General features: G+C 36.9%; 16 protein-coding genes. All 16 read right to left on the reverse strand.

Annotated features, from left to right (window positions below; all coding sequences use genetic code 11):
- Window positions 1-41: 41 nt before the first annotated feature.
- Entirely contained in the window at window positions 42-191 is a 150-nt protein-coding gene (locus FG382_RS22685) for a YwzD family small protein (protein ID WP_170206537.1), read from the reverse strand.
- 646 nt (window positions 192-837) lie between these two features.
- A complete protein-coding gene (locus FG382_RS14740; RefSeq protein ID WP_142539651.1) occupies window positions 838-2,262 on the reverse strand; it encodes an amidase in 1,425 nt (474 codons plus the stop codon).
- 35 nt (window positions 2,263-2,297) lie between these two features.
- Complete coding sequence (locus FG382_RS14745) at window positions 2,298-3,566, reverse strand: TRAP transporter large permease (RefSeq protein WP_142539652.1); 1,269 nt, start codon at window positions 3,564-3,566, stop codon at window positions 2,298-2,300.
- Between the two features lie 18 nt (window positions 3,567-3,584).
- Complete coding sequence (locus tag FG382_RS14750) at window positions 3,585-4,103, reverse strand: TRAP transporter small permease (RefSeq protein WP_142539653.1); 519 nt, start codon at window positions 4,101-4,103, stop codon at window positions 3,585-3,587.
- Between the two features lie 82 nt (window positions 4,104-4,185).
- Window positions 4,186-5,220: a TRAP transporter substrate-binding protein gene (locus tag FG382_RS14755; protein ID WP_142539654.1), complete on the reverse strand. Its 1,035-nt coding sequence runs from the start codon at window positions 5,218-5,220 to the stop codon at window positions 4,186-4,188.
- A gap of 123 nt (window positions 5,221-5,343) precedes the next feature.
- Window positions 5,344-6,411, reverse strand: a complete 1,068-nt coding sequence (locus FG382_RS14760) for a tartrate dehydrogenase (RefSeq protein ID WP_142539655.1) — start codon at window positions 6,409-6,411, stop codon at window positions 5,344-5,346.
- Between the two features lie 167 nt (window positions 6,412-6,578).
- Window positions 6,579-7,247, reverse strand: a complete 669-nt coding sequence (locus FG382_RS14765; RefSeq protein ID WP_142539656.1) for a GntR family transcriptional regulator — start codon at window positions 7,245-7,247, stop codon at window positions 6,579-6,581.
- A gap of 259 nt (window positions 7,248-7,506) precedes the next feature.
- A complete protein-coding gene (locus FG382_RS14770) occupies window positions 7,507-8,238 on the reverse strand; it encodes an acetoacetate decarboxylase family protein (RefSeq protein ID WP_142539657.1) in 732 nt (243 codons plus the stop codon).
- A 13-nt stretch (window positions 8,239-8,251) separates the two neighbouring features.
- Window positions 8,252-9,670, reverse strand: coding sequence for a sodium/proline symporter (locus FG382_RS14775; protein ID WP_142539658.1), 1,419 nt, complete (start codon window positions 9,668-9,670; stop codon window positions 8,252-8,254).
- Between the two features lie 132 nt (window positions 9,671-9,802).
- Window positions 9,803-10,510 carry an acetoacetate decarboxylase family protein gene (locus tag FG382_RS14780; RefSeq protein ID WP_170206538.1) on the reverse strand — a complete coding sequence of 236 codons (708 nt, stop codon included), beginning with the start codon at window positions 10,508-10,510 and terminating at the stop codon, window positions 9,803-9,805.
- 130 nt (window positions 10,511-10,640) lie between these two features.
- Window positions 10,641-12,062, reverse strand: coding sequence for a sigma-54 interaction domain-containing protein (locus tag FG382_RS14785; protein ID WP_142539660.1), 1,422 nt, complete (start codon window positions 12,060-12,062; stop codon window positions 10,641-10,643).
- 388 nt (window positions 12,063-12,450) lie between these two features.
- Entirely contained in the window at window positions 12,451-14,877 is a 2,427-nt protein-coding gene (locus FG382_RS14790) for a sensor domain-containing protein (RefSeq protein ID WP_142539661.1), read from the reverse strand.
- Window positions 14,878-14,889: 12 nt separating this feature from the next.
- A complete protein-coding gene (locus FG382_RS14795) occupies window positions 14,890-15,090 on the reverse strand; it encodes a hypothetical protein (RefSeq protein ID WP_142539662.1) in 201 nt (66 codons plus the stop codon).
- A 449-nt stretch (window positions 15,091-15,539) separates the two neighbouring features.
- On the reverse strand, window positions 15,540-17,051 hold the full coding sequence (locus tag FG382_RS14800) for a CoA-acylating methylmalonate-semialdehyde dehydrogenase (protein WP_142539663.1): 1,512 nt from the start codon (window positions 17,049-17,051) through the stop codon (window positions 15,540-15,542).
- Complete coding sequence (locus FG382_RS14805) at window positions 17,048-17,941, reverse strand: NAD(P)-dependent oxidoreductase (RefSeq protein ID WP_142539664.1); 894 nt, start codon at window positions 17,939-17,941, stop codon at window positions 17,048-17,050. Before FG382_RS14805 ends, FG382_RS14800 begins: the two co-directional genes overlap by 4 nt.
- A gap of 17 nt (window positions 17,942-17,958) precedes the next feature.
- Window positions 17,959-19,269 (reverse strand): GntP family permease, encoded by a 1,311-nt coding sequence (locus tag FG382_RS14810; RefSeq protein WP_142539665.1) that lies wholly within the window; start codon window positions 19,267-19,269, stop codon window positions 17,959-17,961.
- Window positions 19,270-19,453: the final 184 nt, after the last annotated feature.

Below are 19,453 nucleotides of genomic sequence, written 5' to 3' on the forward strand. Positions count from 1 at the left end.
TTTGGCTACGAGGAAGTTTAAGAACTTCCATCTCACGCTTGTCAAACTTTACTTTTATCCAATAAGCTTCTCAGCTGCTCCGATAACTCTTTAATAATATCATCCGTTTTAATCGAATCATTCTCATTTCCTCTATTATATCCATATTCTAAAATACGCTTGAATTCTTCTTGTAATTCTGCCGTTGTCATACGACAATACCTCCTATGTTTTTCAATATATTGTATCTATTAATAATTAATTAACTTTTTGTATATTGTAATACAGCACCATTACAGCATGATGTCAAAACTACTCATTATCTATTAAATTACGATTAAATTCGATGCAAAAGTTTTTGAATGATTAACTCACCTCTAAAATATCTGATAACTTCCAGAATAATAATACAGGAATGCCTTATCAAAGCAAGCGCTTTTTAGCTTTTATTGTAAATTACCCCATTTTCATTGTAACAAACATCATAATTATAGAATAGTCTGAATAAAGAATAGATTTTATGTTCTAAAAGGACGAAATTTATCAAAAGAGAACATAAAATAACACCCACCTTTTTATCAGGTGAGCGTTAGTTTTGGATTATATATTTAATAGAAAGTACTTTTTTCGTGTACAATCATTTTTCTTCGCTCACATAAAAAAACGCCCTCTTATTCGTTTAAGTGGACGTTTTTAATGTATTTAATTAAAATAGGAAAGCTTTTTAGTTCACTTAATCTGGTTTATTTAAGAATCACACTAATATTCACAGTCCCCAGGAAGATATTCTGCCAAATGTAAAATTCCCATCTGATCCATTAGCTAAATACACACGAACATACAATCAAACGACGACACTTAATTGAGAATGTCATATTTTGCTGTATTAATGGAGAGTTCCGATTCCAAAGCATGACCTACCCGATATAAAGTAACTTCATCGAATTCTCTTCCGATAAGCTGAAATCCTACTGGCATACCATCAGAGGAAAAGCCACATGGTACTGACAGACTAGGAAAACCATTAAGATTTGTCGGGGCTGTAAGTTTGATAATTGACCAGCGAATATGCTGACCAATATATTTTTCAATATCCACATGGCGCTCACCGATTTTCGGCGGCAGGATGGGCAATGTCGGAGTGAAAATTACATCAACGTTTTCTAGTGCTCGGTTAAATTCTTCTTTAGCTAGTTGACGAGTCTGTAAAGCCTGCGCATACTCATATCCTTTCGTCTCCATGGCTGTATACAGGCGTTCTTTCACCTCGTCATCCCATTGATCTGGATAATCTTTTAAATTCTGTTCATGAACAGCGAATGCTTCACTTCGTAAGATAACTTTATGTGCATCTGAGAACTTTTCAATGTGCGGCAAATCTACAGACTTAACAACAGCACCCATGTTTCGTAAAACTTGAATAGTTTTATTCATTATCGTTCTTACTTCATCATTCATATCATCAAAATAAAATTTAGATGGCAACCCTATTTTCATTCCTGCTATTCCTTTTCCTATATCTCTTAAAAAATCTTCTGATTCACGATCAATGGAATAAGGATCATTTTTATCAAAACCAGCAAGAGCATTCATAACTATTGCGTTATCTGTCACAGTTCTAGTCAGTGGTCCGACATGATCAAGCGTCCATGAAAGCGGATAAACTCCTTGTTTGCTAATACGGCCATATGTCGGTTTCATTCCAACAACTCCGCAAAAGGAAGCTGGAACCCTGACTGATCCTCCTGTATCAGTGCCTAACGCAGCGTAGCACAAGCAAGCAGATACTGCAGCGGCGGATCCGCTACTTGATCCTCCTGTCATTTTTTCCGGATTGTGAGGATTTCGAACTGGGCCAAAATAGGAACGATCACCAGTAGGACCATAAGCAAATTGATGAGTGTTCAACTTTCCGATTAAGATGGCTCCTGCCTCTTTCAATTTCTCAACTACGGTTGCATTATATTCAGGGACAAAATCCTGGTAGATTTCAGAACCCATTGTAGTCTTTGCATTCACCGTATAGATTAAATCTTTTAAACCAATGGGAATTCCGTGAAGAGGACCTTTATAATTACCAGCTTCTATTTCTCGTTGAACTTTATGAGCTTGTTCTATAACATCTTCGCGATCGACGGTGATATATGAATTGATTATAGGATCAATGTTTTCTATGCGTTTTAGGAATTTTAAAGCAATTTCAACCGGAGATATTTTCTTCTCTTTGATCATTTCAGAAATCTTTTTAATATCGTAAGTCACTAAATCTTCTTTAGTTTTCATTTAATATCCCATCCTTTGCATCATTTATCTTGATATCACTTAACTAGTCCAAGAGAAAGAGCAGGAAAAGCAATAACAGCAATCAGACCGAGTATCAGTACAGCATAGAAAGGCAATACGCCTTTGACCACATTTCCTACACTTTCTCTAGTAATCCCGCTCACTACAAATAGATTTAATCCTACTGGTGGTGTAATCATTCCCAATTCCATATTAATCGTCATAATGATTGCAAAATGTAACAAGTTTATATCGAATATCGCTAGTAGTGGTAACAAGATTGGTAAGGTGATTAGAATGATAGACACCGCATCTAGGAACATACCTAACACAAAGAACAACAAGTTAATGGCAATTAGGAAAACCCAAACATTTGTGGAACTTGACTCTATCCATTGTGTTATCGATTGTGGGATTTGTTCAGTAGTCAGGAACATACCGAAAATATTAGCAGATGCAATAATCAAGAAAATCATTGCTGAAATATTGATGGATTCTTTCACTATGCCTCTAAATATAGGAAATTTCATTTCTTTATAGACAAATACAGATACAATTACTGAATAAAGAACTGCAACAAACGATGCTTCCGTAGGTGTCATAATCCCAGTATAAATTCCACCCAAAATTAGAATCGGCAATATAAAACCCCAAATTGCCTTTCGTGATTTACGGATTCTTTCTTGCATACTTTCTTTTGGCAATGTATCATACTTATTTATTCTGGCATTTATAATGGCTGAGATCATTAATAGTGCTCCCAGGAATATACCAGGTAAAATACCCGCCGTAAAAAGATCCCCGATGGACTGTTCGGAAACCACTCCATAAATAATTAGAGGTATAGATGGCGGTATTAATATACCAAGAGTTCCTGCAGCTGCAACCAGTCCCATCGAATACCGCTTGCTATAACCTGCTTCTACCATTGCAGGAATCATAATAGCTCCTATAGCAGCAGCTGTCGCTGGACTCGATCCAGAAATAGCTGCGAAAATCATACAAGCTGAAATCGTAACAAGTGCAAGCCCGCCTCTAAAATGACCGATCCATGACTTTAACGCTTCGATCAAAGCGAAAGAAATTCCTCCTCTTGACATAATGATTCCGGCAAAAATAAAGCCCGGAATTGCCATTAATGCTGAGGAACTAACCGAAGTAAACATTTTTTGTATAACTGCATACATCGTAAAATCGATTAAACTAAGGGCAAATAAACTAGATAATCCGAGACTTACAGCAATTGGAACCCTGATTAAGCAAAGAACAAAAAATGATATCAGCAGTACTAATGTGGCACTCATAATGGTCCCTCCTTCCCGTTATACCGCATTCTTCATGCGTTCAATATTTTCTTGTTCTTCATCTTTAACTGGATTACGAATAACACTTACAATCCTAACCAAAAAATAGAAAGAAAGCAGTCCCATCCCTATTGGCATAATCATATAAGTAAGCCAGATTGGAATTCCTACATCTACAGTTACTCCTCCTTGGACTCTTGCAATGTCTACCATTTCTATTCCCATGAACATTAAGTAAATACTAAAACCAGCTCCTAGGACATTGCTTATAATATTGAATATTTTCTTAATGAAGGGTGGCATTTTATCATAAACTAAGTCCACTACAATGTGACGTTCATCTTTTAATGCCATACCAAAACCAAGGAAAATGGCTGCAACCATAAAAATCTCGAAAATTTCTGTTGTCCAACCAACTGGATTATTGAAAATATAACGCATAAACACGCCGTATATTGCAATAATTGAACCTGTAATAAAAAAGAAAGATGCAATACCTTCTTCAACTATTTCTAAAATCGATAGGATCTTTTTCATTTTGAATAGCCCCCTTTGTAACTATAACTCTATGAGTATTAAGAAGATTATGGATTAGACCATAATCTTCTTAAACTGTTCATTATTCGTTCGTTTGTTTTGCAGCTTCGATGTATTCTTCACCAATGATAGATGAAAATTCATCATAGATAGGTGCCCAGGCTTCACGGAAAGCATCGATTTCTTGTGTAGTAAGCTCATAAATTTCAATGTTTCCTCTTTCTTCAAGTTTCTGACGGCTTTCAACATTCATAGTTTTAGCAGCTTGACGTGCTGAATCTGTACCAGCCTTTAAACCCTCTTCTACAATTTTACGGGTTGGTTCATTCAGACTATCCATAAACTTTTTATTTACAAAAAGCCCCAGGTCTACTCGTGTTTCTCCAGACACGGTCAAGTATTTTTGTATTTCATCAAACTTCTTACTTTCTATATTTACAAAGGTATTTGTTTGTCCGTCAACTGTGCCTTGCTGAAGTGCTGTGTAAAGTTCTGTGAAAGGAATGGATGTTGAACCAGCTCCAAGGGTAGAGAAGACCTGCTCAAGTACTTGTCCGCCTTGTGTACGGAATTTCAATCCTTTCAAGTCCTCTGGAGTCTTAATCGGTCTTTTATCATTTGTTAGGTGTTTCTGTCCATTTGGCCACATGGCAATACCATAAATACCATCTTTATCTAAGCTTTTTAGAATTTCCAATCCCTTTTCGCTATCCCAAAATTTTACCGCTTCATCATCTCCATTGAATAAGAATGGCATTGAAGGAATATTAAAACGAGTATCTTCACCAACTAGTTTCGCCATATCAATTTGTGTTATTTGAACATTGTTAGCTACTAATTGCTGATAGACGTCCTTGTCTCCAAACAACTGACCGTTCGGATATATCTGAACTTTAATTTTGCCTCCTGATTCTTTCTCTATATAGTCTTTTACTGCCAACGACCCTACATGTTGAGATGTATTTTCAGATACTTCATGAGCAAGTTTAATGGTTATTTCTTGTACTTCATTGCTTGAGGTAGCACTAGGTTCCGAAGATTTTTTATTTCCACAAGCTGACAACATCATCAGTAAAACAATTGAAACAATCATAAAACCTCTTTTGAAATTCCTCATAATTTACCCCCTAAAAGTTTTAATATATTTTTACAGTAATTCTACGTGGATTGACGCTATAGAAAACTCTCATCGCTCGGATGATTCTCCCGTAATAAAATCTATTTATGGAAAAAAACTAATTTACACGGAAGCCAGTTTTTTCAACCGGTTGCAAATTTCATCAGCAACCTCAACTGTAGTGAATGAACCACCAATATCTCCTGTTTTAATCCCATCTTTTGTAACCTCTTCGACTGTTTCAAGAAGTTTTTGACCCAATTCTTGCTCGCCAAAGTGATCCAGCATCATTTTGGCAGTCCAGATTTGACCAATCGGATTAGCAATACCTTTTCCAAAAATATCGGGAGCTGATCCATGCACCGGTTCAAACATAGAAGGATATTTACCATTAAGGTTAATATTAGCTGCTGGCGCAATCCCGATACTTCCCATAATTGCACCACTGATATCTGTCAGGATATCGCCAAAAAGATTACTGGCTACTATAACGTCAAACTCCTGTGGACGTGTCACAAAAAAAGCGGACAAAGCATCAATGTGATATGATGCGGTCTTTACCTCTGGGTAATCCTTCTTTACCTCATTGAAAACACTATCCCAAAATGGCATTGAATGAACGATTCCGTTCGATTTTGTTGCAGATGATAGATGTCCTCTCCTTTTTTTAGCCAGTTCGAATGCATAACGCATCGCACGTTCTGTTCCTTTTCTTGTAAACACTGCATTTTGAATCGCTATTTCTTCTTCGCCTTTATGAATCTTGCCACCCACTTCGCTATATTCGCCTTCACTGTTCTCTCTTACGACAATCAAATCGAAGTCATTAGGATTAACCAAAGGGGACCTTAGTCCTTTAAAATATTTTGCGGGACGGATATTAATCTGCTGTTCAAATTCTCTTCTAATTTTTATTAACAGACCCCATAAAGAGACATGATCAGGTACAAGGTCAGGGTTACCAATTGCCCCTAGAAAAATCGCATCGAAATTCTGAAGTATATCCAACCCATCATCTGGCATCATCTTCCCATGCTCTACGTAATACTCGGAACTCCAGGGAAACTCTTTGTATTTGAAATTCAATCCACCATGAATTTCTGCAACCGCTTCCAATACTTTCAATGATGCAGGAACAACCTCTTTTCCTATTCCATCTCCTGCTATTACAGCAATTTCATAATTTTTCATCCTGTTTATACAACTCCTTTTTTAGATTGGTATTATAACTTTGCACTAAATTCCTTTGAAAATCGCCCCCATAGATTCGTTACACTTTGGCTGCCTCCATTTAAATTTTATAAACGCCTTATCTCGCACTTTTCCAAGTAAGCAGTACTTCTTTTTTAGAAGCGCCTCTATATCATTTCGATACTTAAAGAACGTATTAAATTCTGAAGGTCTTCCTGCGTATGTTTCTCTAATCTTTTCGAAGCTTTTTCCGCATTTTTTTCTTTAATTGCATCCAATATGTCCGAATGACCTTTCAATATAGTGGTAGCACGTTGCACTCCTTTAGTATTGAGAAGTCTATAATAATAGGTTAATGAATGAAGATCCTCGACAATCTTTTTCAATCGTAAATTTCCGCTGATTTCGATAATCAATTCATGGAAACGTACATTACATTCTACGATTCTTTCCTTTTCCTCCTTCTTAATAGCTTCTTGCGTTTCTCGCAGTGTTTCTTCCAATTCCTCCAACTGTTCATCTGTTGCCTGTTCAGCCGTAAGGGCAACTGCAATAGATTCAAGTGCTATGCGACATTCATAGATATCTCGAACATCCTGTAAAGAAGGTTCATACACAGTGATTTGAGAATTACTACCCATGGTTAGCAGTCCTTCATTAATCAATGTGCGGATTGCTTCACGAACAGGACTCCTACTAACCTTAAAATGCTTTGCAAGTTGAGCTTCATACAAACGTTCACCTGGTTTATAGAACCCGCTCCAAATTCTTTCTTTTATTGTCTGCTGAAGTTGCAAGTAGTAAGGCTCTGCTTTCTGTAAAGTTTTCTTATTCATCCTCGATTCTCCAATTCATATTATGTTTAATAAACAATTGAGCTAAAAATTTTTCTGTCGACTGTCGATTATAATAAGCAGTATATTTGTTCATGAGTGCACTTATGACTATTTTTAATCATGTAACAAAAGAGATGAAAAAGAGGCTTCCCATAAGTTCAATGAACTCATGGAAAACCTCAGTTGTGTCGTATTAAAAATATTATTTTTTATCATCCATAAAACGGGATATCGCTGGCTAATGAATAAGTATCTATACTCACTTATATTCAGCAATAATTTTTCCCCACCCATTTTCTTCGGTTGCATAAAAGTCTCCCTTAATAACCCCACCACCTAGAATTTTCATAGGCTTTAATAATTCTAGCGGTTCTCTTTCAGTCGATTGGATATTTACTTGTGTAGCAACTGCAAACTTCTCCTTCAGTACAAAGTCGGGATTTGTATCTCTTTCGATAATTTGTTTAGACGAAGGCTCTCCGCCCGGGTGGGGGATAGTCTTTATAAGTAAGTGTGGTGTCGTTTTTGGTTCCTCCACTATTGGTAGGTCAGCAGTCTTCTCGCCGATTAATTCTAAAAACACTTTGCCATCTTTTTCAACTTTCCCCCTAAATAAATCATTGTTCTCTGTCAATGAAATTTTTGCATACTTTTTCGGATATCCCCAAAGTTCTCTACCTGCAGCTATTGCTGCGTCATTGTTTTCATATTCATAAATATAATATCCACCAGATTTCCCTTCAAAGGTAACCGGAATTACAATAGCAGCATCCATATAAGACACCTTATTGCATTTGCTAAAGTCGGTAATGGAGATTACTGCTTTATTACTCACATATTCATATGGTGTAAACGAAAGAATTCGACGGACTTCTTCTTCGTTCAATTCTACTACAGCGTATAATGACACATAATCTTTACTTTCATATGGTACAAAAGGATCTGGAAACATTGGTGCATGCGCTGGTGTATTATACGATTTTACTGACACAGTATAACCTCCTTTACAACAATTCTTTTTCTTTTGTAAATTTGCTCACAACTAAAATGACAATAACTGACACTATTGCTGCTGGGATAAGTTCATACATATAAGCGACCCAAGGTGTATTAATCCAAACCATAGTCACCACAGTACCTGTGATCATCCCCCAAACAGCTCCCCATTTCGTTACCAAATTTGTATATAAAACTAATAGCAATACCGTTCCAAAGCTCGCAGCGAGTCCCGCCCAAGCATATAGCACAAGTTCAAATACTGCTTGTATATCCATTAATGCAATTCCTGTAGCGATAATACCGAAAACTAACATAGTGATACGACTAATTTTAATCATTTGTTCATTTGTATATGTTCTCTTTGTTATTACTTTTAATAAATCACTAGCAAAAGATTGTGTAACGGTCATTAATTGAGAAGAAAAAGTGGATTGAATAGCTGCAAAAATAGCTCCAATTACAACCCCAGCAATAACTGGATGCATTGTATCCCCTACCAAAGTTGGAAATACATATTCTGCATCTGCTAAATCAGGTATTAATATTCTTCCAATAAGACCGAGTAAATTTGAACCCATCATTACAACAACTACCCAAAACATTGCGATTAAAGAAGCCTGTCTAACCGTTTTATCATCTTTTGCTGATAAGAAACGTTGAACAATATGCGGTTGTCCCGGTTCTCCTAACCCAAATCCGACCAACCCGACAATAATTCCAAAAGCAGCGGCGCCTGTTGCCCCTCCTGCATATGAAAGTAATACTGGATCAAGTGTAAATAGAATATGAAAGAACTCCACTGGACCGCCAAATTCAAAGAAAATCATATAGGCTGGGAATAATAATAGTACTGCTAGCATGAGCAATCCTTGGAAAAGATCCGTCAACACTGCAGAATTATATCCGCCAAAAACTGAATAACCTAATACAAACACCGCCGATAAAACTAATCCCCAGCTATAATCAAAATCTACAATAGAATTCAGTGCTTTCCCTGCTGCTGTCAATTGAGATGCTAAATAAGCAGTAAAGAAAATAATGACGATAATACTTGCTACAATCTTAATCATATTCGTGCGATCTTTTAACTTCAAACTAAAGAAATCTACTAAGCTTAACGCACCGAGTTCCTCGCCTTCTTTACGAAGACGGGGAGCTACAGCAAACCAGTTAATTAGATAACCTACAATAAACCCTGGCAGCATCCACATCGTTGAAATCCCAGCAGTATATGCATACCCAGCTGCTCCTATAAAGATCCATCCACTCGTATCTGTAGCACCCGCACTAATTGCTGTCGCCCATGGTCCAAAATTTCGATCTCCTAGAAAATAACCTTCTTCACTCTTACTCATACGTCTTTCAGCCATAATCCCGATGACAAAAACAACAGCTAAGTAAACAACAAAAACTGTAAGCATCATTTTGCATCACCTTTATTCTGTGCACGACTTGCAAGAATAAATGTAGAAATAAATCCTATGACAGGAACGATAACATACAAAAACCAAACTAAACCCGCATTCTCCATTTACTTTCCCCCTGTAATTTATTTCTTAAAGTTCATCAATTACTTTTCCATAAGAAAGTGTATAGCCCCCAACGAAGTAAATAGCACCCACTACTTCTACATCCCCTAATGATGCTAATGGATCGTCCAATGATTCTTCCCAGTTTAATGTTGCTTTTCCTGTAACTTGCTTTTTTGTTACTGCATCATAAAATTCATTTTTCAAAATGGTATTCAAATGTGTTCCTTCATGTTCTACATGTGGAAATCTTTTCACTTGAAGTCTTGGAAACAAATTTGGTTGTTCGAATGCTTCTCCGGTTTCTTCAAACGTTACATCAATTATTTTCTTACCTTTACGGCTAACACTACCGGAAACTTTGCCACCGTCCACATTAAATTCAATTTCTCCTATTTTTTTGGGATAACCCCAAATCTCTCTTCCTGCACATAAAGCATCGTCCGTGTCTACATATTCAAAAGACATACAAGCTCCGTTTATGTCTTTGTATGAACATGGAATGATTAATCCTCCTTCATTGTAATTATCCAGCCCTTCAATTTTGTTATTTCTTAATAGAAAAACTTCAAATACATCATCTGTCACAGTAAACTCTTTAGGTAAAAGTCTCTGCATTTTTTCTTTATCTCCTCGACAATAAACACTCACTTTTTCATATTCCTCATAGCGATATGGCAGCTTTGGATATAGTGGAGCATATTCTGGTAAGATTGAGTATTCATATTTTTTCATTGTCATTCTCTCCTTTTTCTGTTTACTTAATATATTGCAAGAAGCGTGCCAAAAATAAAAACACTGATAATGAATATTCATCAGTGTTAGTAAATCAGTTTTACTCAATTTTTTATTAAATATTGAGTAATTACTCATATTTGAGTAATTTTATTTTATGGATATGCGATTCCAATCTGTATCGTTTTATTTTATTGCTTAATGTTTGTTGTGGTATATCTAAACTTCTAGCAGCTTGCGATATATTCCCCGTCGATTGTTGTAATGCTTCCATAATAAGCTGTCTTTCTTTTTTCTCTATTTCTTCTTTAAAGCTTACTTTATGATAATTCTCTCGTACATTATTGTTATCTCCATTTGTGGATAGCAATTGAAGATAGTCAGTTAGCTGTATATCCTTCCTTTCAATACAGTCTGTTTGTACCATGTTGAGTAATCGCTCTATCATATTTTTTAACTCTCTAATATTCCCTGGCCATGAATAATCCATTAAATATTCCATTGCCTCATTAGACATACCTTGTATACGTTTCCCAAATTTTTCATTAAAGTGAGCGATGAAATGATTTATCAGAAGAGGAATATCACTTTTTCGGTTTCTCAGTGGAGGAAGTTCAATATTCAATACACATAGCCGATAATATAAGTCATCTCTAAATTCCTTATTGGCCAGCAATTCTCTTGGGTGAACGTTTGTCGCCGCAATGATGCGAACATTTACTGGAATTTCTTTTGTTCCTCCCACTCTTCTTACCTTTTGATCTTGAATAACCCGAAGCAATTTTGCTTGTAAACTTTTTGACAATGAATTTATTTCATCTAAAAACAAAATACCGCCATTCGCTATTTCAAATAGTCCTTCCTTATCTAATGCGCCTGTATAAGCTCCCTTTACTGTACCGAAAAGATAGGATTCCAATAAATTATCAGGAATAGCAGCACAGTTTTGTGTGATTAAAGGGATACTTTTCGAGCTAGCATGATGGATGTTTTGAACGATTACCTCTTTACCTGTCCCCGTTTCACCATATATAAAAATCGGAGATGGAGAGTTTGCAAGCAGCTTTATTTGGTTTTTTAGTTTTAAAATAGTTTCATCTTCACCAATAAAATATTGGAAATTCTCCTCAAAATTATTAATTTTGTTATCTATTTTGTTTTGATAATCTGTCCTGTTTTTTTGTAAATCCATTAATTGTTCTTTCAAATTTTGAAGTGCAGAAAAGTCTTGAAATACTTCGTAGGCACCAACTATAACTCCTTCTTTCATAATAGGATAGGTAGAAGTCAAAGTCGTTTTTCTTTCCCCCCTATAAGTTAAAAATGTTACCTGATTACTACTAATCTCTCTTCCCGTATTAATCACTTCTTGAAAAGTACTTTTGCTATCTATTAAATTAGGAAAAACATCAAACACACTTTTCCCGATTATTTTTTCATGATTTAACCCGATGGAATTGACTGCTTTATTGGCAAAAGTAATTGTCAAATCCGTGTCAACAACCATTACTCCTTCATTAATCGAATTAATCACATTTTGCTCCCAGTTCATCGTCTCTCCCCCTTTAAAACCCTTATTATACGAAAATTCTTTTAACTATAGAATACACTAAGTTACTCTATATCTACCTATCTTAATTGAAATTTATCAAATTTCGCACATCCACAACAATACCTTTTTGCTCTTTGTAAGGTATATGAATCTTCCTTCATTAAAAAAATCCAGGACATCAAAATGTCCTGGATCCTATAAAGTGAAACTTCAATCAGTGGAGGGTCTTCATCCCCACTGATTGTTAGTTAAACCAATCGGGCTTTTACGGGCAGTTGAACTCCCTATTATCTTTTCGTTTTTCTTAAATCTTGAAGTGGGAGTCTTACTGCCCGTTAATGCGGGATAAATCTCGGAAATAAGAAAGTAGCTTACTCTAATTGGTCTCCTAGCCTTCATTCTTTACCGGTTTTAAGTGTAATTCACTTCTCGTAAGCCATTTATCTTCAAAATCAGTTGCAGGTAGTGGACGGCTGATGCCATAGCCTTGCGCAAAATCACAGCAATTCGCAGCCAAGAAATTATATTCTTCTACTCCTTCCACCCCTTCGGCAATGACTTTCAAATCTAGTTGCTTAGCTATCGCTATGATTGTTTTTACAATGGCTTTATTCTCAGCGTCTTGACTCATACTAATCACAAATGAATTATCGATTTTTAATGAGTCAAGTGGATATTTTGTCAGATAGCTAAACGAAGAGTATCCTGTTCCAAAGTCATCCATTGATAGACTTATACCGAGCGCTTTTAATTCATCTAACTTTTCAACCATGACCTCTGCATACATCGCAATACTCTCTGTAATCTCTAACACAATATAGGATGCAGGGAGTCCATATTTTTCGATAGCGTTTTTCACTTTCACTAAAAAAGTTGGTTCGAGTAACTGTCTTACAGATACATTAACGCTTACGGTTAAAGGCTTGTAACCCGCCTTTTGCCAACGAGCATTTTGTTCTATTGCAGTATTCAGTACCCAGTGACCTATCGGAATAATCATTCCTGTCTCTTCCGCAATGGAAATAAATTCATCTGGTGGAACTTGTCCCAGTGTTTCGTTATTCCAGCGAATAAGAGATTCCATGCCTACTATTTCATTGTTATTTAAATCTATAATAGGCTGATAATAAAGTTCAAATTCTTCATTATCTAATGCGCTTCGTAATTGTTTTTCAATCATCATTTTCCTGTAAAGTTTCTGATGCATTTCGTGTGTAAACAATTGAAAGTCATTCTTTCCTCTTTCTTTTACATGGTACATTGCGATATCTGCATGTTTTATCAATGTATTAGCGTCATCTCCGTCAGTTGGAAAGATACTAATCCCAATGCTTGGTGTAATAATGTAATCACTGCCATCGAGCCAAAAGCCATTCTTAAATTGTTCCAGCAACTCTTTTGCAAAAGTTTCACTAGCTTCCTCATTATGATGCGGAAGTATAATGGTAAACTCATCGCCTCCAAGTCGATAAATTTTGGCACCAGAATGTCTATTTTTCAGTATGTTTTCTAAACGTTTTGTAACTTCGATTAATAGCAGATCACCTACATCATGTCCGAGTGTATCATTTATATATTTAAAGCGATCTAAATCAATAAACATAATCGCATTCTTACTGTTCTCCATTTTAGCTTTTTCAAGAAAGTTAGTTAAATCCTCATTAAACATTCTTCTATTCGGTAACCCTGTTAGGATATCGTGATTGGCTTGGAACATAATTTCATTTTCATGTTGCTTTCGATCGGTAATATCCATTGAAACAGCAAGTGATCCTGAGCTGTCATTAATATTGATTGGTACTTGAACAGTCTGTAACCATATGGCATCTCTTGATTTGGCTGTGACGATTTCCTCTTTTATAAAGAGTTTTTCTGTGTGCTTGAGGATTATCTTCTTTTGATCAACATTTTGTCTTATTACACAAGTATCTAGCTGAATGTCATCGTCCGTTTTCCCTATCATATCTTGAATTTTCATTCCCATTAACTGCGCATATGATTGATTGACTAGAGTATATCGACCATTTTCATCCTGAGCATAAATGTAGTTTGGGTTCAAATCGATAACTTGAAACAGAAAATTTTTTTGCTCAGACAGCTTCATATTCATCTTGTTTACTATTTCTAGATACATTCTGCTCGACAGAATTAAAAGAGAAATTGCAAAGAGTAAAATCGCAATAGAACTTGGGTATAATCTTGTCGCTGGGAACATATTTAAAGTTCCTATTGCGTATGCAGTGAAAGCAAAGATATTAAAATAAACTAAAAAAGAACGCATACTCTTGTCTTTTACTTGTAAACTTATTAAAAAACAGAGAATCATACTAAGTACAAATAAAAGAATATTAGAATGAAACAACCATGATAGCTCTCCATAAACAGGAAAGTAATATATAGTGGAACCATTATGTATAGCTTCTAATCCACTAACCCCCTTATTACTCCATCCGCTTATATAAACAACCAAAGCCATCACATAGAATAATAGAACGGTAGTACGATTAATCAGAAAACGCCACTTCTTTTTTAAGTCATTTGCCAACATCTCATGAACAATTATATATGCTACATAAAAGATCGTGGGCGGTATCATAATAGACCCAAATCGAAAGAGCTTGAAAAAGATCTCAATGGTCTCTTCTTTAAAAATAGTAGACGAATACAAAAAGGCAACATCTAATTGCCAGAATGAGGATAACAAAAGGAACATAAAGATAATTTTGGATAGATTATTGTTTTTGAATAAAACAAGTATCGTAATTCCAATACATAAGGGAATACAGGATAACAAAATTAAAAATAGAAAAAACATATAATGAACCTCCTATAAAAGTGACAATAATAGACAAGCATTATTCCCACTACTCCCTCTAGTAATAATGCATACGTACTGTACTGCTTGATGTCTAGTTTTATATACAATCGGTACGTCTTCAAAAATCATTTTCTTTTGTTTTAATTGGGTAATAATCCATGTCCTAGAGAAAGCAGAGATGATAGGATTAGCATCGCTCTCATTGCGCAAAATGTATGTCTCCTAATCTCTTATACAGAAGTGAATGGAATTTATCATATGTCATTTCTAATATAACAAGATATTTTATCCTTATGCCTCTCCCTTTTATTACGATATCTTCCAATTATTCCATCTTTCAATTTCAACTTTATTCTATTATAAACGACATAATAATGGGAAGTCTATGTACTCATGCCTTAAGACCTAAGAATAAATATAGTTAATCATTTAATGAGGTAACATCTAGTATAATAGCGCTGTTAAACAAATTTAATTTATATTGGATTGCTAATAAATAGTGGAAATGACCTAGGAAAAGTGAAGGCATACAATATTGGTATTAGTAGCGTTCTATAGAAAGGATAGGAGACTTTCGTGAATTATCAGAATAGTTCCTTACACAGGGAAGTATACAGCGCAAAAAATCCAGGACATCAAAATGTCCTGGATTCTATAAATTAATTACTTGGGAATGAGAAAGATGCTTGCTCCAACTGATCTTCTGGCCAGCGTTCCGAAATAGTTTTGTTTTTCGTGAAAAATCGAACTGTATCCGGTCCAAACATATGACCTTCCCCGAACTTGGAACTTTTCCAGCCGCCGAAATTATAATAGCCAACAGGGATTGGAATTGGCACGTTGACACCGACCATGCCCACTTCGATTTCGCTAGTGAATTTACGGGATGCAGCTCCACTGTTTGTGTAGATCGTAACTCCATTACCTAATTCATGCTTGTTGACCAAATCGATGGCATCTTCAAGTGACGGTACACGTACGACGATGCGTGCTGGTCCAAAAACCTCTTCTTTGTAGATTTTCATGTCTGGTGTAACGTTATCTAGCAAAGTTGGTCCAAGATAATAGCCTTCCGAACTTTCACAGATTTCTGGGTTGCGTCCATCAATAACTAATGATGCACCTTCTTCAATACTATTGTTTATTTCGGACAATACATTTTGTTTCGCTTCTTTTGAGATGACTGGACCAAAATCGACTTGTTCGTCTGTGTATGGACCGACTTTTAATGCTCTGACTTTTTCATTTAGAATGGAAACAAATTTCTCTGCTGTTTCCTCTCCTACTGGCATTGCTGTTGAGATGGCCATGCAGCGTTGGGAAGCGGCTCCATATGCTGCCCCTAAGAATGCAGTGGCAGCCTGCTCAAGATCTGCATCTGGCATGATGATCATATGGTTCTTCCCACCTCCGAATGCTGCAACGCGTTTTCCATGCTGAGTGCCTGTTTGATATACATATTCAGCAATTCGAGTAGATCCTACGAATGAAATCGCACTGACATCTTCATTCTTCAGCAACTCATCCACAACTTCCTTGTCTCCATTGACTACGCTCCATACGCCTTCAGGTAGCCCAGCTTCTGCCCATAGTTCACTGATGAAAAGCGCTGAATGTGGCACTTTTTCAGATGGCTTCAAGATAACCGAGTTTCCTACTGCAACTGCCATGGAGGTCATTGCAACAGGCACCATTACAGGAAAGTTAAAAGGAGCTATTGCTGCTACTACGCCCAAAGGTGACTTGGTTGAGAAAGCATTAATATTCCCACCTACGTTGACAGAATACTCGCCTTTCAATAAATGAGGTGCGCTTAACGCCAAATCCACTGATTCCAATCCACGAGTGATTTCTCCTAGCGCATCCGCTTTCGTTTTACCACTTTCTAAGCAAACAATATCAACTAATTCATCTTGTCGAGAATACAGCAAGTTACGGAAATTTAATACCACTTCCATCTTTTTAGCGAGTGATTTCGCCTGCCATTCTACCTGACCTTTTTTTGCAAGCTCGATTGCTTGTTTGGTTTCTTCTGCTGTTGCAAGAGGCACACCTGCAATTACTTCTCCAGTTGATGGATTGAACACTTCGCCAAAACGGCCGCTTGTTCCTTCGACTTTTTTACCTCCGATAAAGTGGGATAGTTTTTGAACTTCTTGTATGGTTGTCATAGTACTTCCTCCTTCTTATTTGTTTTGGCTTCTGATAAATAAGCTGCTGAGATATCTAGATGTCCGAACCCATCCTGAGACATTTGTTCATATTCCTCTATCAATTGATTGGTCACTGGCAGATTCACTTCTCCTTGGACAGCCATTTGCTGTGCAAGGCGCATATCTTTTAGTAAAAGATCGATGGAGAAACCTGGCTGGTAATCTTCATTTTTCATATACTCCGCATAATTACGTGTGTAGATTTTGCTTTGTCCATAGCTGACATTTAAGATTTCATAAACTTTATCGAGGGACAATCCAACACTTTCTGCCAGCACTAGCATTTCTGCGACACCCTTTGTATAAAAGCCGATCATCAAGTTGTTCAGCAATTTGATGCGAGTGCCGACACTCGGTGAATCGCCAAGCAAGAAAATATTCTTGCCCAATACATTTAATAGTGGAAGTGCTTTTTCATAGTTTTCTTTTGTTCCACCAACCATGATCGTCAAGGTAGCTTGAACTGCTCCGATAACACCGCCGCTTACTGGAGCTCCTAAATAATGCAGACCGTTTTTATTAGCAAGAGCCGCAATATCATCATTTAGCTTCGGATCTACTGTACTGAAGTCTATCAATAAAGTCCCCGGTGCCGCAGTCTCGATTAATCCACCTGGATTTGTATAAATCGCTTCCACCACTTGAGGTGTTGGAAGACTAGTCATAATCACTTTTGTCTGTGCCGCAAGTTCAGCGTTTGTCTTCGCAACTTTACCGCCAATTTCCGTAAATTTTTGCAGTATCTCTTCTTTAACATCCATTCCATAAACGGTGTAGCCAGCCTTGATCAAATTAGTTGTCATTGGCAATCCCATATTGCCTAGTCCAATAAAACCGATTGTTTCCATTATTTATTCCACTCCTTTTAAAAGATTGAATATAAGATAATTGCTAATGCAAGTGCTACGAGCGATACACCAACGCTAATCACAAAGATTGGTTTGTAAGCGCGGTCATGGGTTTCATTGCTGACTGCCCGAATCGTCGTTACGATATACCCGTTATGTGGCAATGAGTCCAAACCACCAGAAGCAAGTGCTGAGATTCGGTGCATAGCGTTTGGATCCAAGCCTTGTACATTGTAAATTGGAGCCAAAATCGGAAGCGCTATTCCTAGTCCTCCTGAAGCAGATCCTGTGATTCCAGCAATCACCGTAACCGCTACTGCTAGCCCGATGTATTCCATACCTGGAAGTGAGACAAGGCCATCTACAATCATTTGAAAAGTCGGCGTTTGCTGGGCTACAGCTCCGAAACCGACCACCGCACAAATATTTACAGTAGCAATGACGGCATTTTCAGCACCTTTTGTGAACATCGCCCGGTATTGATCGGTGTATTTATACATCGTACCTAGCCCAACTGCGCAGCCGACAAACAATCCTAACAAAGCAGCACCGACCGAGGATATGAACTGCGCGCTTATATTCAGCGTTATGACCACAAGTGCAAGTGGTAAAATAGAAAAGAATACTGGCGGCAAATTACGCTCTACTGCCTCAAGTTTACTTAAGTTCTCCATGACCACTTGAGGTGCATCAAATTGTTCACCGTTTTTGATGGCACGGTCCACCATAAACTTCATTGCATAACTTCCTACTATAATAATGAAAATCGCTACGACTATTGCAATCCAGCCACCAGCAGTCGGCTTCGTTCCGAAAAACTCCATTGGTATTAAGTTTTGCACTTCTGGTGACCCTGGTGAAGTCATCGTAAATGAAATCGATCCGAAAACAATCGCTGCCGGGATAAATCTATGAGGAATATTCCCTTCCCGGAACAATGATAAAGCAATCGGATAAGCAGCAAATGCCACAATTGCCACACTCACTCCACCGTATGCCATAACCGAACAAGCGACGACAACTGCCAAAACGGCGTGCTTTGCACCAATTACCCGTTTCACCCAATTGGCAATCGAATTAGCCGCACCTGTTTCTTCCATGATTTTTCCAAATACTGCCCCAAGCAAATATACAAGGAACCAACTAGCAAAATAGCCGGTGAATCCCGTCATATAATTTTCTGTAAGCGCTTTCTCTAAAGACAAATGATTTGTCAAAGCGACTACAATGGAAGCAATCAATGCTGCGAAGATAATATTCATCCCCCGCATGGTGAAATACATAAGTAACCCTAACCCCAGAAAAAAACCGATAAACGCAATAACCATCTTCTTCCCCCTGCTCCCCTTTAAGCATTCAAAGATTTGAGATACCAAAGTCAGATACTTTAGTATCTTAAATGATAATAGAAAGAATTTTATTTGTAAACAGTAAATTTACTATTTTCTGATTTTTATATTTTTAGTTCTGAAATTCTAATAATAGTCCTTGTATTATTTAGAAAATATGTTA

The sequence above is a fragment of the Psychrobacillus lasiicapitis genome (assembly GCF_006861795.1).
Lineage (GTDB): Bacteria > Bacillota > Bacilli > Bacillales_A > Planococcaceae > Psychrobacillus > Psychrobacillus lasiicapitis.

Excerpts from the sequence above, each read along its gene's own strand:
- FG382_RS22685 (WP_170206537.1), bottom strand. The coding sequence starts at position 191 with ATGACAACGGCAGAATTACAAGAAGAATTCAAGCGTATTTTAGAATAT.
- FG382_RS14740 (WP_142539651.1), bottom strand. The coding sequence starts at position 2,262 with ATGAAAACTAAAGAAGATTTAGTGACTTACGATATTAAAAAGATTTCT.
- FG382_RS14745 (WP_142539652.1), bottom strand. The coding sequence starts at position 3,566 with ATGAGTGCCACATTAGTACTGCTGATATCATTTTTTGTTCTTTGCTTA.
- FG382_RS14750 (WP_142539653.1), bottom strand. The coding sequence starts at position 4,103 with ATGAAAAAGATCCTATCGATTTTAGAAATAGTTGAAGAAGGTATTGCA.
- FG382_RS14755 (WP_142539654.1), bottom strand. The coding sequence starts at position 5,220 with ATGAGGAATTTCAAAAGAGGTTTTATGATTGTTTCAATTGTTTTACTG.
- FG382_RS14760 (WP_142539655.1), bottom strand. The coding sequence starts at position 6,411 with ATGAAAAATTATGAAATTGCTGTAATAGCAGGAGATGGAATAGGAAAA.
- FG382_RS14765 (WP_142539656.1), bottom strand. The coding sequence starts at position 7,247 with ATGAATAAGAAAACTTTACAGAAAGCAGAGCCTTACTACTTGCAACTT.
- FG382_RS14775 (WP_142539658.1), bottom strand. The coding sequence starts at position 9,670 with ATGATGCTTACAGTTTTTGTTGTTTACTTAGCTGTTGTTTTTGTCATC.
- FG382_RS14780 (WP_170206538.1), bottom strand. The coding sequence starts at position 10,510 with ATGAAAAAATATGAATACTCAATCTTACCAGAATATGCTCCACTATAT.
- FG382_RS14785 (WP_142539660.1), bottom strand. The coding sequence starts at position 12,062 with ATGAACTGGGAGCAAAATGTGATTAATTCGATTAATGAAGGAGTAATG.
- FG382_RS14790 (WP_142539661.1), bottom strand. The coding sequence starts at position 14,877 with ATGTTTTTTCTATTTTTAATTTTGTTATCCTGTATTCCCTTATGTATT.
- FG382_RS14800 (WP_142539663.1), bottom strand. The coding sequence starts at position 17,051 with ATGACAACCATACAAGAAGTTCAAAAACTATCCCACTTTATCGGAGGT.
- FG382_RS14805 (WP_142539664.1), bottom strand. The coding sequence starts at position 17,941 with ATGGAAACAATCGGTTTTATTGGACTAGGCAATATGGGATTGCCAATG.
- FG382_RS14810 (WP_142539665.1), bottom strand. The coding sequence starts at position 19,269 with ATGGTTATTGCGTTTATCGGTTTTTTTCTGGGGTTAGGGTTACTTATG.